General features: G+C 66.3%; 15 protein-coding genes. 8 read left to right on the forward strand and 7 right to left on the reverse strand.

Annotated elements, in window-relative coordinates; genetic code table 11:
• Positions 1-92: 92 nt before the first annotated feature.
• The 7 genes from J0909_RS13525 to phnF all read right to left on the reverse strand — a co-directional run bounded on the left by J0909_RS13525 (position 93) and on the right by phnF (position 5,274).
• Positions 93-1,202 carry a DEAD/DEAH box helicase gene (locus J0909_RS13525; RefSeq protein WP_207263632.1) on the reverse strand — a complete coding sequence of 370 codons (1,110 nt, stop codon included), beginning with the start codon at positions 1,200-1,202 and terminating at the stop codon, positions 93-95.
• A 304-nt stretch (positions 1,203-1,506) separates the two neighbouring features.
• The gene (locus tag J0909_RS13530) at positions 1,507-1,686 is read right to left on the reverse strand and encodes a hypothetical protein (protein ID WP_207263634.1); all 180 of its coding nucleotides are present in this window, start codon (positions 1,684-1,686) and stop codon (positions 1,507-1,509) included.
• 66 nt (positions 1,687-1,752) lie between these two features.
• Positions 1,753-2,316 carry an Hsp20/alpha crystallin family protein gene (locus J0909_RS13535; RefSeq protein ID WP_207263636.1) on the reverse strand — a complete coding sequence of 188 codons (564 nt, stop codon included), beginning with the start codon at positions 2,314-2,316 and terminating at the stop codon, positions 1,753-1,755.
• 100 nt (positions 2,317-2,416) lie between these two features.
• A complete protein-coding gene (gene phnN, locus J0909_RS13540; RefSeq protein ID WP_207263638.1) occupies positions 2,417-2,986 on the reverse strand; it encodes a phosphonate metabolism protein/1,5-bisphosphokinase (PRPP-forming) PhnN in 570 nt (189 codons plus the stop codon).
• The gene (locus tag J0909_RS13545; RefSeq protein ID WP_207263640.1) at positions 2,983-3,690 is read right to left on the reverse strand and encodes a DUF1045 domain-containing protein; all 708 of its coding nucleotides are present in this window, start codon (positions 3,688-3,690) and stop codon (positions 2,983-2,985) included. Before J0909_RS13545 ends, phnN begins: the two co-directional genes overlap by 4 nt.
• Positions 3,687-4,331, reverse strand: coding sequence for a DapH/DapD/GlmU-related protein (locus J0909_RS13550; RefSeq protein ID WP_207263642.1), 645 nt, complete (start codon positions 4,329-4,331; stop codon positions 3,687-3,689). Before J0909_RS13550 ends, J0909_RS13545 begins: the two co-directional genes overlap by 4 nt.
• 223 nt (positions 4,332-4,554) lie before the next feature.
• Positions 4,555-5,274, reverse strand: coding sequence for a phosphonate metabolism transcriptional regulator PhnF (gene phnF, locus J0909_RS13555; RefSeq protein ID WP_207263644.1), 720 nt, complete (start codon positions 5,272-5,274; stop codon positions 4,555-4,557).
• A gap of 80 nt (positions 5,275-5,354) precedes the next feature.
• Between phnF and phnG the strand changes: the two genes are divergently transcribed.
• The 8 genes from phnG (at position 5,355) to phnC (ending at position 12,119) form a co-directional block, all read left to right on the forward strand.
• A complete protein-coding gene (phnG, locus tag J0909_RS13560; RefSeq protein WP_207263646.1) occupies positions 5,355-5,834 on the forward strand; it encodes a phosphonate C-P lyase system protein PhnG in 480 nt (159 codons plus the stop codon).
• A gap of 10 nt (positions 5,835-5,844) precedes the next feature.
• Positions 5,845-6,441 carry a phosphonate C-P lyase system protein PhnH gene (gene phnH / locus J0909_RS13565; RefSeq protein WP_286182022.1) on the forward strand — a complete coding sequence of 199 codons (597 nt, stop codon included), beginning with the start codon at positions 5,845-5,847 and terminating at the stop codon, positions 6,439-6,441.
• Between the two features lies 1 nt (position 6,442).
• Positions 6,443-7,555 carry a carbon-phosphorus lyase complex subunit gene (locus J0909_RS13570; RefSeq protein ID WP_207263648.1) on the forward strand — a complete coding sequence of 371 codons (1,113 nt, stop codon included), beginning with the start codon at positions 6,443-6,445 and terminating at the stop codon, positions 7,553-7,555.
• Complete coding sequence (locus J0909_RS13575) at positions 7,552-8,493, forward strand: alpha-D-ribose 1-methylphosphonate 5-phosphate C-P-lyase PhnJ (protein ID WP_286182023.1); 942 nt, start codon at positions 7,552-7,554, stop codon at positions 8,491-8,493. Before J0909_RS13570 ends, J0909_RS13575 begins: the two co-directional genes overlap by 4 nt.
• A complete protein-coding gene (gene phnK / locus J0909_RS13580; RefSeq protein ID WP_207263650.1) occupies positions 8,490-9,272 on the forward strand; it encodes a phosphonate C-P lyase system protein PhnK in 783 nt (260 codons plus the stop codon). The genes J0909_RS13575 and phnK overlap by 4 nt, the downstream gene beginning before the upstream one ends.
• An 8-nt stretch (positions 9,273-9,280) precedes the next feature.
• Positions 9,281-9,979 (forward strand): phosphonate C-P lyase system protein PhnL, encoded by a 699-nt coding sequence (gene phnL, locus J0909_RS13585; protein WP_207263652.1) that lies wholly within the window; start codon positions 9,281-9,283, stop codon positions 9,977-9,979.
• Positions 9,976-11,142 carry an alpha-D-ribose 1-methylphosphonate 5-triphosphate diphosphatase gene (locus J0909_RS13590; protein WP_207263655.1) on the forward strand — a complete coding sequence of 389 codons (1,167 nt, stop codon included), beginning with the start codon at positions 9,976-9,978 and terminating at the stop codon, positions 11,140-11,142. Before phnL ends, J0909_RS13590 begins: the two co-directional genes overlap by 4 nt.
• 155 nt (positions 11,143-11,297) lie before the next feature.
• Positions 11,298-12,119, forward strand: coding sequence for a phosphonate ABC transporter ATP-binding protein (phnC, locus tag J0909_RS13595; protein WP_207263657.1), 822 nt, complete (start codon positions 11,298-11,300; stop codon positions 12,117-12,119).
• Positions 12,120-12,155 lie beyond the last annotated feature (36 nt).

Raw genomic sequence — 12,155 nt, forward strand, 5'->3', positions numbered from 1 at the left:
AGAAATACGGGAGTCCTTGACATGGGGCCGCATAAGAAAAAAAGCCCGTCCGGCTTTTGCCGGACGGGCTGTCGTTCACGGTAAGGCGCGGCCTACAGGCTCTGCCGCGTCAGCTTGACGCGCATGACGCGCTCGATGTCCCGGACCTGGGTTTTGTCCTCGCCGGTGACCAGGCTGACGGCATGGCCGGAGCGACCCGCGCGGCCGGTGCGGCCGATGCGGTGGGTGTAGGTCTCCACGGTGTCGGGCATATCGAAGTTGATGACGTGGGAAATGCGTTCGCAGTCGATGCCGCGCGCCGCGATGTCCGTGGCGACCATGATTTCGAAGCGGCCGTCGCGGAAACCGTCCAGGGCGCGCTGGCGCTGATTCTGGCTCATGTTTCCCTGAAGGAAGGTGGCGTTGTAACCCGAGCCCGACAGCTTGCGGGCCAGGTTCTTGGCCTTGTGCTTGGTCTTGGTGAAGATGAGCACGCTCTGGTGCTCGCCGCGATCCAGCAGCCGGGTCAGGAGTTCGCCCTTGAGGCGGCCTTCCGTGGCGTAGAAGCTATGTTCCACGGACTCCACGGGCTTGGTGTTGGCTACCTGGACGGTCTTCGGGTTGACCAGGATCTTGTCCGCGAGCTTGCGGATGTCCTGGGGCATGGTGGCCGAGAAGAGCAAATTCTGACGCTTGGCGGGCAGCTTGGCCAGGATGCGCTTGATGTCGGGCATGAAGCCCATATCGAGCATGCGGTCAGCCTCGTCCAGGACCAGGGTGTCGATGTGGTTCAGGGACACGGACCCCTTGCTCAACAGCCGGACCAGCCGTCCGGGGCAAGCCACGATGATGCGGCAGTGGGAGAAGGCGTGAATCTGGGGATTCATGCCCACGCCGCCGATGACCGCGCCGCAACGGAAGCCGGTGTGCTTGCCCAGTTGATTGAAGTTCTCGTCGATCTGCAGGGCGAGCTCGCGGGTGGGAGCCAGGACCAGAACGCGGGGAATGGCCCGGTCGGCCTTGTTCGCGGTGAGCAGCCGCTGAAGGATGGGCAGGGCGAAGGCGGCCGTCTTGCCGGTGCCGGTCTGGGCCAAGCCCATGACGTCGTGCCCTTTGAGCACGAGGGGGATGGCCTGCTCCTGAATGGGAGTGGGAGTCTCATAGCCGCAATCCTTGATCCCGGCCAGGATGCGCCGGTCCAGGGAGAAAATGGAAAAATTCATAATTGCCTTTGGTAAAAAAACTATATCTTCGACGGCGCGCGACAGCGGTCGGGGTCCGGTTGCCCGGTGTATCGGAAGTGCTCTGGTACGGGAGTAAATCTTGGTTCGACGGGGTGTGGAACGTTGGGTGCCCGATGGGGCTAAGAAGTAATCGTGCGTCCAGTCACGCTGAGCGCTCTCCTTATCGGCTAATGGCGGGACAAAGTAAAGGAGTATTTTGCGAGGTGAAAAAAGACAGGCCCCCGTTCGGGAGTACGGGGGCCTTATCCTAGGGGACATGTCCGGCCGGGAGGGGCCGGACGCATCAGCAGCGGGGCGGCGGACCGGACGCGATGCCCGATCGGGCGTCGGCTACGGACCGGGACGTCGAATCATCCTCTTCCCGCCGGGGGCTGACGCCCGACCGGCAAAGGGGACAGAGGGTTTCGAGGACGAGGGCGTCCCAGGTGCCGCTCCACTGACAGTTGTCGCATTGATAGTGCATGTCTCCTCCAAGTAAATGCGAGACCCCGGTCGGCGACCGGGGTTCGAATGGTGAGTGATGGCGGGATCAGGCCTTGGCCGAGCCGTCGATGGCGATCTTGCGCGACCCGCTCTCGGACTTGCCGGTCCTGGGCATGGTCACGCACAGGACGCCCTTGTCGAGCTTGGCCTTGATCTTGTCGCGGTCCACATCGTCCGGCAGATCGAGGACCCGGCGAAAAGCGCCCGAAGAGCGCTCCACCCTATAGTAGCCCTTGTCCTCGGTCTTTTCCTCGCTGTGCTTTTCAGCGGACAGGATCAGGACATCGCCCTCGACCTCCACGGACAGGTCCTTCTCCTCGATACCGGGGAGATCGGCCTGGACAACATATTCCTTGTCCGTGCCGTAGACGTCCACATTGGGACGGATGGCCATATCCCGCAAACGGGACTCCATCGCGCCGGGGCGAAAAACGGGGTTCGACAATCCGAAACCGGAAAACATGGACTCGACCATACGGTCGAATTCGGCGTGGAACTGGTCCAGCGGTGTGGCGGGTACGCCTTCTCCCGCGTCGTTGCGACGGACCGGGAGGGTCTGCTCGTGTTCCCTCTTGAACCAATTCCAGGGGTTCAGCTTGGTGCTAGCCATAGCGTCCTCCTTGGAAGCAGTTGAAGGTTACCTTTCGACATCCCTTCAATAAGTCCTGTCCGGAGACAGTCAAGAGGGGTGCTTCTTTTTCCGGAGAGGATCAGACCGCCCGGCACATGCGGGGCGGCCGGTTGCGGGCCAATTCGAGCAAGGCGCGGCCTGCCTCGGCCAATTCTCCGCTGTTGTCGATGGTCCGCAGGGCCGGGTGATCGACGGCGTAGTCCCCGGCGCGCGCGAGTCTGCGCTCGACCTCCCCGGCGGACTCCCGGCCGCGCAGGATCAGACGCTGGCGCAGGATGTCCGTGTCCACGGCCACCAACACCGGGATCAGATCCGGATAGCGGCGGGCGGCCTCGGGCAGGTAGGCCCGGGAGCCGTTGACCACCACGTTCAGGCCCGCCTCCATCCAGGCGTCGATCTCCACGCCCACGCCGTAGCGGTTGCCGTGGCTGTCCCAGGCCAGGGCGAACAGCCCCCGGTCCAGGCGGGCCCGGTATTCGTCGGGCAGCAGGGCCACATGGTTCTCGCCCCCGGCGTCGGCCGGCCGGGTGATGTAGCGATGGGCGAAGGCCGCCTCGTCGCCGGGGCAGTGCTTGCGGGCGTAGAGCATGATGGAGTCCTTGCCGCAGCCGGAAGGACCGACGACGTAGACCAGTTTGCCTCGGTTCATGAGTTCTCCTTGGGATTGCCGAGCCGGGCCCGGTGGATCAGCCGAAACGGAGCGGACCGGTCCGGCTGGTGGAAAAGACAGAGTTCGTTGACCGGGTGGGAACGATTGATGACGGGCGCGGCCAGTTCGCACAGGAGGTCCTTGAGCCGTCCGCGTTGGTCCGGGTCTTCCACCCGGCCGGTCAGGCTGATGTGAAAACGGAATTCCCCGAGCACGTAGGGGTAGCCCCATGTTTCGAGCAAGCGGTCCTGAGCCGGGGTCAACCCCTGGGCGCGGCGGGCCTCGTTCTCCGGAGGAGAGGGCGGCCTGCGCAGGGGGGTCATGCCCCGCAGGCAGGCTTCGGCGGCCTCGGCCGAGCGGGACTGCTCCGCCGGGACCAGGGCCAGGAACGAGCCTATCTCGCGCACGGACAGCGGGGCCAGAAAAAACGGGAGCAGGGTGCGAGCCAGGGATTCCAGCCGCCGGACGATGGCCGCTCCGTCCACCCCGGGCAGGGGAGGGAAGGGGGGCATGAGCGTGGCGTGAAAGCCGTAATGACGCGGCGACGCGGTGGCCGTGCGCCAGATGTCCGGGGAAAGGCCGTGGAGCGGGAGCACGGGCACCTCCAGGCCGGTCTCGTTGTCCCGGCCGAGCCAGGCCGAGCCGAACCGGTCCAGATCGCCGCCCCGTTCCGGGGCGTAGTATACGCCGTACCGTTCGCTCACGGGTTCACGCTCCCTTCGTACTTGTCCAGAAACGCTTCCACGTCCAAAGCGCGGAAGTCGGCCAGCCCCTCTTTCAGACGGTCGTGGGACCAATCCCACCAGGCCAGACGCAGAAGCCGCGCCCGCACCTCGGCCGGAAACCGCTCGCGAATCAACCTGGCCGGGACGCCGCCCACCACGGCATAGGGGGGCACGTCCTTGGAAACCACGGCCCCAGCTCCGACCACGGCGCCATGGCCGACGGTTACGCCGGGCAGAATAACCGCCCCATGGCCGATCCAGACGTCGCAGCCGATGCGCGTGCGCTGGGTGCGCCGCCACTCGAAGACCGTCTCGTCGTCCAGGCCGAAATCATAGCGCGCACTCCGGTAGGTGAAATGGTGCTGGGAGGCCCGCCACATGGGGTGGTTGGTGGGCCCGATGCGCACGTTCGAGGCGATGGACGCAAACTTGCCGATATCGGCGTAGGCCACGTCGCAATGAGGGCTCAGATAGGCGTAGTCACCCAGGACGGACTCAAGCACCAAACAGTTTTCCAGGACCTCGGTATAGGGACCGAGCCGACTGTCGCGGACGTCCGCCGAGGGGTGGACCGCCGGGGCCGGGCCGAGCCGGATATCCTCTTGGGGATGCGGATGCATATTCATGACTCCTGACTGACAAATGCGGCCCGTTTGGAAAAGCACGGGTACGCATCATTTCCGCAACGAAATTGACGATCCGGTTACAACAAGTTGAAATTACGGGCCAAAGCGGACAAGTGCCGGACTTGTCTAGTGTGCCCAGGCCACCCTTGCCCTATCACGTTGCCTAACGCGGCCCGATCCCCGGGCCGGGCAAACCCGGAACGTGTCCATGACCCTATCACGACTCCACCAGGATCTGCACCCAGTCACTGGCGAACAGGCAGACGCCAAACTCCACGGGCACGCCCGAGGGGTCCTCGTTGACGCTTTCGGTGACCAGCACCGGACGGCTCCGGGGCTGACGCAACTCGCGGGCCTCCCCGGCCGTGGGCATGCGGGCAATGATCCGGGTATGTCTGCGTGCGTAGTCGGCCACGCCGAAGTGCTCCATGGTCCGGGTCACGGACTTGAGCTCGCGGTACACGCGGACCATGCCCGGAAACAAGGTTTTAGGGAAAAAGGCCGTGGAATAGCTGATACGCCGACCGTCCGCCTCGCCCGCGCTGGTGATCCGCGTGACCACTTCGCCCGACTCGATGCGCAGGGCCTCGGCCACTTGCGGGTCCGCCTCGGCATCCACGGCCGCGAGCAGAATGTTGCCCGGCGTGCGCCGCTGGCGGGACAGGTTCTCGCTGAACCGTGTGCGGCGGCTGACCGGATAGTGGATGACCGGCTCGCGCACAAAGGAACCGCGCCCCTGCTCCACGCGAATGCGCCCGTCCTCCTCCAGCACGGACAGGGCGCGCCGGATGGTGTGGCGGTTGACCCCGAACTCCCGGGACAGGTCGTTCTCGGACGGCAGCCTGTCGCCCGGCCCGAAGCGGCCGGACGCGATGGCCGCCTCCAGACTGGCGTGAATCTGCCGCCACAGGGCGACGCCGGTTCCGCGTGTAAGCATGAGCGCACCTCGATTCCTTTTCGACCGGAACAACACAGGCGCCGCCGCCTGTCTAGACAACCCGTAAGGATTTCACAGAAATGAAACCCGATAGTGACAGAAAGGCCCCCATGGACCGCTCCTCCCAAGCCAGAAAGGAATGGATGGGGGTCCTGGCCCGAACCGGGACGGACAGACTTGAAACGGCCTTCGCCCGGCTCGACCCGGAACCCCGATTCGAACACCTGCGCCCGCCCGAAGTGGGCATGGCCCTGGTCCGCGCCCGGGCCGAAGCCCGAGGCGAGCGCTTCAATCTCGGCGAGATGACCATGTGCCGCTGCTCGATCCGCCTCGCGGACGGCAGCGTGGGCCACGGCTTCGTGGCCGGACGCGACAAACGGCACGCCGAACTGGCGGCCCTGTTCGACGCCTTGCTCCAGGACCCGGAATCGGGCCCCGTCCTGCGCCGGACCCTCATCGAGCCGCTCGCCGCCTCGCTGGACCGGGACCGTAGGGCGCGAAACGCCAAAACAGCAGCCACCAGGGTGAACTTCTTCACCATGGTTCGCGGCGAAGACTAGGGGGAACCCCATGCAAGGACACGCCATGAACGCGGACCGCGATCCGCGCGATCCGGCCCTTGAAAACCAGCGTATTTTCCGGGCCATACTGCTGACCATGTCCCATCCGGGCACGGTCACCGTGCTCGGCAACTGGCCCAAGCCGCCCAAGGGGCTGCATCCGGCCGCGGCCGCGGTCTGCCTGGCCCTTGTGGACATGGATACGCCCCTGTGGATCGGCCCGGCCGCGCCGCTGGATATCCAGACCTACCTGCGGTTCCACTGCGGCTGCACCGTCTCCCGCAACCCCGGAAGCGCGGCCTTCGGGCTCATCCTGGACGGCCAGGAACTGCCGGACCTCGACCGGTTCCATCCGGGCGACCTGGAATACCCGGACCGCTCGGCCACATTGATCATCCAGGTCCGGTCCATGAACGTGGGCCGGGGCATCCCCCTGTCCGGACCCGGCATCCGGGACGAGAACCGGCTGCACGTGGACGGGCTCAACCCGGAATTCTGGCGGATGCTGCAACGCAACGCCCGACGCTTCCCGCTGGGCTTCGACGTGATCCTGGCAACGCAAACGGAGATCGTCTCGCTGCCGAGAACGATCCAGGTGGGGATTTAACGTGTACGTAGCCGTCAAGGGTGGCGAACAGGCCATCGACAACGCCCATCGGCTCATGGCCGAAGAGCGCCGGGGGGACACCTCCGTCCCGGAACTGACCGTGGAACAGATCATGGAACAGATGCGCCTGGCCGTGGACCGGGTCATGAGCGAGGGGGCCCTGTACGACCCGTGGCTGGCGGCCCTGGCCGTAAAGCAGGCGCGCGGCGACCTGGTGGAGGCCGTCTTCCTCCTGCGGGCCTACCGCACGACCCTGCCGAGGCTGTACGAATCCCTGCCCGTGGACACCACGGCCATGGAAGTCCGCCGCCGCGTCTCGGCCACCTTCAAGGACATTCCCGGAGGCCAGCTCCTGGGACCGACATTCGACTACACCCACCGGCTCCTCGATTTCGGCCTGGCCGCCGGGCAACCCCCCGAGCCCGCGCCCTCGGCCCCAACGGGCGAAGCGGACGGCGAACGGCCCCTGTCCCGGGTCATGGACCTGCTGGCCACCGAAGGATTGGTGGAGCGCCCGAAGGACGATGAAAGCGCGCCCGTGGGCGACATCACCAAAGACCCGCCGGCCTATCCGGCCGCCCGCGACGCGCGTCTGCAGAACCTGGCGCGCGGGGACGAAGGCTTCCTGCTGGCGCTGGGCTATTCCAGCCAGCGCGGGTTCGGCGACAACCATCCCTTTGCGGGTGAAATCCGCATGGGCGAGACGGCCGTATCCATCCGCCCGGACGAACTGGGCTTCGAGGTGGAGATCGGCGACGTCACCGTGTCCGAATGCGAGATGGTCACCAGCTTCAAGGGGTCCAAGGACGAACTGCCCCGGTTCACGCGCGGCTATGGCCTGTCCTTCGGCTACAACGAGCGCAAGGTCATGGCCATGGCCCTGGTGGACCGGTCCCTCCAGGCCCGGGAGCTGGGAGAGGACGTCACCGCCCCGTCCCAGGACGAGGAATTCGTTCTCTCCCATAGCGACAACGTGGAGGCCCAGGGGTTCGTCCAACACCTCAAGCTGCCGCATTACGTGGACTTCCAGGCCGACCTGGTCATGGTCCGGGCCATGCGGGCCGAAATTCTCAAACGCGCCGAGGCCAAGGCCGAAGCCGAGGAGGCCGCATGACCGCCGCCGCACAGATGCCTCCCGCCGTGGAGGCGGGCTACAACTACGGCTATCTCAACGAACAGACCAAACGGATGATCCGCCGGGCCGTACTCAAGGCCGTGGCCATTCCCGGCTACCAGGTGCCCTTTGCCGGGCGCGAGATGCCCATGCCCTACGGCTGGGGCACGGGCGGCATCCAGCTGTCCGCCTCCATCCTCGGGCCGGACGACGTCTTCAAGGTCATCGACCAAGGCGCGGACGACACCACCAACGCGGTCTCCATCCGCAAGTTCTTCGCCAAGGTGACCGGGGTGGAAACCACCGAGCGGACCGTCGAGGCCACGGTCATCCAGACCCGTCACCGCATCCCCGAGACCCCGCTCAGCGAGGGCCAGATCATGGTCTACCAGGTGCCCATCCCCGAGCCCCTGCGCTGGGTGGAGCCGCGCGAGACCGAGACGCGGACCATGCACGCCCTGGAAGAATACGGGGTCATGCACGTCCAGCTCTACGAAGACATCGCCCGGCACGGCCGCATCGCCACCAACTTCATGTACCCGGTCAAGGTCAACGGGCGGTACATCATGAGCCCCTCGCCCATCCCCAAATTCGACAACCCCAAGCTGGACCGGTCTCCGGCCCTGCACGTGTTCGGCGCGGGCCGCGAAAAACGGATCTACGCCATCCCCCCGTACACCGAGGTCAAGAGCCTGGATTTCGAGGATTTCCCGTTCGAGGTGGAGACCTGGGACGGATGCTGCGCCCTGTGCGGGGCGACGGACAGCTACCTGGACGAGGTCATCCTGAACGACGCGGGCGAGCGCATGTTCGTCTGCTCGGATACCGACTACTGCGCCACCCGCCGCGCCCGGGGCCACACCGGCCCCATGGCCGACCGCGAGGACCTGGCGGAACTCACGGGCAAGACGCCCGGCAAAAAAGGAAACAAGGCATGACCACTGCGCCGCAACCCATGATCCGCGCCCGCGGCATCACCAAGAAATACGGCGGGATGATCGGCTGCCGGGAGATATCCTTCGACCTCTGGCCCGGCGAGGTCATGGGCATCGTGGGCGAGTCCGGCTCGGGCAAGTCCACCTTGCTCGGCTGCCTGTCCGGCAGGCTCGCCCCCACGGCCGGATCGGTCCGCTACGTGTCCCGCGAATTCGGCGACATCGACGTGCACGGCTGCCCCGAGCCGGTCCGGCGCAAGCTGCTGCGCACCGAGCTGGGCGTGGTCCACCAGAACCCGCGCGACGGCCTGCGCCTGGGCGTCACCGCCGGAGCCAACCTGGGCGAGCGGCTCATGTCCGTGGGTGCGCGCCATTACGGAAACATCCGGGCCGAGGCCCTCCAGTGGCTGGCCGAGGTGGAGATCGAAGCCGGGCGCATAGACCACTTCCCCAAGACCTTTTCCGGCGGCATGCAGCAACGGTTGCAGATCGCCTGCAACCTGATCACCCGGCCCCGAATCGTGTTCATGGACGAACCGACCGGCGGCCTGGACGTATCCGTGCAGGCGCGGCTGCTCGACCTGTTGCGCAACCTGGTTTCCCGGCTCGGGCTGTCGGTCATCATCGTCACCCACGACCTGGCCGTGGCCCGCCTGCTGGCCCACCGGCTGATGGTCATGCAGCGCGGCGAAGTGGTCGAAACCGGGCTGACAGACCAGGTCCTGGACGATCCCCAACACCCCTACACCCAACTGCTGGTCTCCTCGATACTGCAGGCCTAGGAGTTTTCATGACAACCATGATTTCGGTTCGCGACCTGGACAAGACCTTCACCCTGTACACCCAGGGCGGCACGGTCATCCCGGTCTTCTCCCGGCTCGACCTGGACGTGGGGGCGGGCGAATGCGTGGCCCTGGCCGGTCCCTCGGGCACGGGCAAATCCTCGCTCATCTGCTCGCTGTACGGCAACTACCGGCCGCAACGGGGGTCCGTGACGATCTGCCACGAGGGCAGGCCGGTGGACATAGTCACCGCCACCCCCCGGCAGATCCTGGACATCCGTAAAAAGACCATGGGCTACGTCAGCCAGTTCCTGCGCGTGGTCCCCCGGGTTCCGGCCCTGGACGTGGTGGCCGAGCCCCTGGTCGGTCTGACCGGGGACGTGGCGGCCGCCCGCGATCGGGCCGCCTTCCTGTTGAAGAGACTGAACATCCCCGCCGCCCTGTGGTCCCTCCCCCCGGCCACGTTCTCGGGCGGCGAGCAGCAGCGGGTCAACATCGCGCGCGGCTTCAGCGTGGAATACCCGGTCCTGCTCCTGGACGAACCCACAGCCTCCCTGGACGCCGAGAACCGGCGGGTGGTGGTCGGGCTGATCAACGAGGCCAAAACGCGGGGCGCGGCCGTGGTCGGCATCTTCCACGACGAGGAAGTGCGCGACATGGTGGCCGACAGACTGTTCGCAATGCGCAGCTTCAAGGAGGCCGCATGACCAGGGAACACATCTTCAAAAACGCGCGCATCGTCCTGCGCGACGAAGTTTTCACCGGCGCGGTCAAGATAGCGGACGGGGTCATCCAGTCCATCGCCCCGGGCCCGTGCAACGTGACCGACGCCGAGGACCTGGGCAACGACTATCTCTTGCCCGGCTTCGTGGAACTGCACACCGACAACCTGGAACAGGAACTGGAGCCCCGGCCGGGCGTGTTCTGGCCCGATCCCCTCGCCTCGGTCCTGGCCCACGACAACACCATGGCGGGCGCGGGCATCACCACGGTGCTGGACGCGGTGTCGCTTGGCGAATACCACGACGGCCCCAAGCGCTCCAGGATGATGGACCTGTCCCTCAAGGCCCTTCGCCGGGCGCGGGCCACCGGCATCCTCCGGGCGGACCACCGGCTGCACCTGCGCTGCGAGTTTTCCGACCCCAACGTCCTGGACATGCTTTTGCCGCACATCGACGACCCGAAGCTCATGCTCGTCTCGCTCATGGACCACACCCCGGGCCAGCGCCAGTTCACGGACACGGACACGTACCGGGCCTATTACAAGAAGGGGTGGAGCGACGCGGAATTCGCCGAGCTCTCCCAACGGCTCCGGGCCACCCAGCAGGCGTGCGCCGAGGACAACCGGCAGGGCATCGTGGCCCTGTGCCGGGAGCGGGGCATTCCCATGGCCAGCCACGACGACACCTTGCCCGCCCATGTGGCCCAGGCCGTGGCCGAAGGCATGGCCATCTCGGAATTCCCGACCACCGCCGAAGCGGCCCGCCTAGCCCGCGAGGCGGGCATCCAAATCGTCATGGGCGGCCCCAACCTGGTCCGGGGCGCGTCCCACTCGGGCAATGTCTCGGCCCGCGAGCTGGCCGGGGAGGGCCTGCTGGACATCATCTCCTCGGACTACGTGCCGGGCAGCCTGGCGGGCGGGGCCTTCGCCCTGCACCGCGACCTCGGGTTTTCCCTGCCCGACGCCGTGGCCCGCATCAGCGCCAATCCGGCCGACGCCGTGGGGCTGGCCGACCGGGGGCGCATCGCCTGCGGCCTGCGCGCGGACCTGGTCCGGGTGCGCGAAATCGAGGGCGTGCCCGCCGTGTTACGGACGTGGTCGGTCGGATGTTCCGGGAGCCTTGAAATCACTGCGAAAAACGCGGCCTGATTGTTACGCCCCCAAGCGACGATTCCGTCAAAACGTCACCCGGTCACCATACCCCTGTTGCAGGGGGTGCGTAGACCCTTCAAGGTGAGGGAAGCCGCCGTCTCCAGACCGCGCCTCCCCCGAAAACACCCCAAAGAACGAGTCGGGAGGCTTCCATGAAATCCATCAGCATCCGCAACCGGCAACAGCGCGAGGCCATCCAGGCCAAAGGGCTGAGCAAGGTCTATCCCAACGGCACCGAGGCCCTGAAGGACGTATCCGTGACCGTCAACGCGAATGACTTCTGCGTCATTATCGGCCTGTCCGGTGCGGGCAAATCCACTCTGCTGCGCTGCATGAACCGGCTCATCCGGCCGACCCAAGGGACCATCGCCCTGTTCGGCGAGGACGTCACCCGGGTCAACGGCGGGCAACTCCGGCAGGTGCGCCGCCGCGTGGGCATGATCTTCCAGCAGTTCAACCTGGTCCGGCGGCTGACAGTGCTCGACAACGTCCTGGTCGGCCGTCTGCGTTTCAACGCCCACCCGGTGAAGCGCTGCCTGTCCATGTTCCGCAAGTTTTCCAGGGCCGAGCGCGAATTCGCCTTTGACTGCCTGCAACAGGTGGGCATCGGGGACCTGGCCTTCCGCCGGGCCGACGCCCTGTCCGGCGGCCAGCAGCAGCGCGTGGCCATCGCCCGCGCCCTGGCCCAGGAGCCCGAGGTCTTCCTGGCCGACGAACCCATCGCCTCCCTCGATCCCCGCAGCTCCGAGACGGTCATGCAGATCCTGGCCAAAATCCACGAGGACAAAGGCATCCCGGTGCTCGTGAACCTGCACCACATCGACTTCGCCCAGCGTTACGGCAAGCGCATCCTGGGCATGTCCAAGGGCGAACTGATCTTCGACGGCACGGCCCGCGACCTGGACGCCGAGACCGTGTCCCGCATCTACGGCGACAAGGCGGAGGAGGCCCTGGAAGAGCTTTCCGCCGCCTGACCATACGGCCGCAACCCGGCCGCCGATCGGCAAGAA

The sequence above is a fragment of the Desulfovibrio sp. Huiquan2017 genome, from assembly GCF_017351175.1.
Classification (GTDB): Bacteria; Desulfobacterota; Desulfovibrionia; order Desulfovibrionales; family Desulfovibrionaceae; genus Pseudodesulfovibrio.

Excerpts from the sequence above, each read along its gene's own strand:
- J0909_RS13525 (WP_207263632.1), bottom strand. The coding sequence starts at position 1,202 with ATGAATTTTTCCATTTTCTCCCTGGACCGGCGCATCCTGGCCGGGATC.
- J0909_RS13530 (WP_207263634.1), bottom strand. The coding sequence starts at position 1,686 with ATGCACTATCAATGCGACAACTGTCAGTGGAGCGGCACCTGGGACGCC.
- J0909_RS13535 (WP_207263636.1), bottom strand. The coding sequence starts at position 2,316 with ATGGCTAGCACCAAGCTGAACCCCTGGAATTGGTTCAAGAGGGAACAC.
- phnN (WP_207263638.1), bottom strand. The coding sequence starts at position 2,986 with ATGAACCGAGGCAAACTGGTCTACGTCGTCGGTCCTTCCGGCTGCGGC.
- J0909_RS13550 (WP_207263642.1), bottom strand. The coding sequence starts at position 4,331 with ATGCATCCGCATCCCCAAGAGGATATCCGGCTCGGCCCGGCCCCGGCG.
- phnF (WP_207263644.1), bottom strand. The coding sequence starts at position 5,274 with ATGCTTACACGCGGAACCGGCGTCGCCCTGTGGCGGCAGATTCACGCC.
- phnG (WP_207263646.1), top strand. The coding sequence starts at position 5,355 with ATGAAACCCGATAGTGACAGAAAGGCCCCCATGGACCGCTCCTCCCAA.
- phnH (WP_286182022.1), top strand. The coding sequence starts at position 5,845 with ATGCAAGGACACGCCATGAACGCGGACCGCGATCCGCGCGATCCGGCC.
- J0909_RS13575 (WP_286182023.1), top strand. The coding sequence starts at position 7,552 with ATGACCGCCGCCGCACAGATGCCTCCCGCCGTGGAGGCGGGCTACAAC.
- phnK (WP_207263650.1), top strand. The coding sequence starts at position 8,490 with ATGACCACTGCGCCGCAACCCATGATCCGCGCCCGCGGCATCACCAAG.
- phnL (WP_207263652.1), top strand. The coding sequence starts at position 9,281 with ATGACAACCATGATTTCGGTTCGCGACCTGGACAAGACCTTCACCCTG.
- J0909_RS13590 (WP_207263655.1), top strand. The coding sequence starts at position 9,976 with ATGACCAGGGAACACATCTTCAAAAACGCGCGCATCGTCCTGCGCGAC.
- phnC (WP_207263657.1), top strand. The coding sequence starts at position 11,298 with ATGAAATCCATCAGCATCCGCAACCGGCAACAGCGCGAGGCCATCCAG.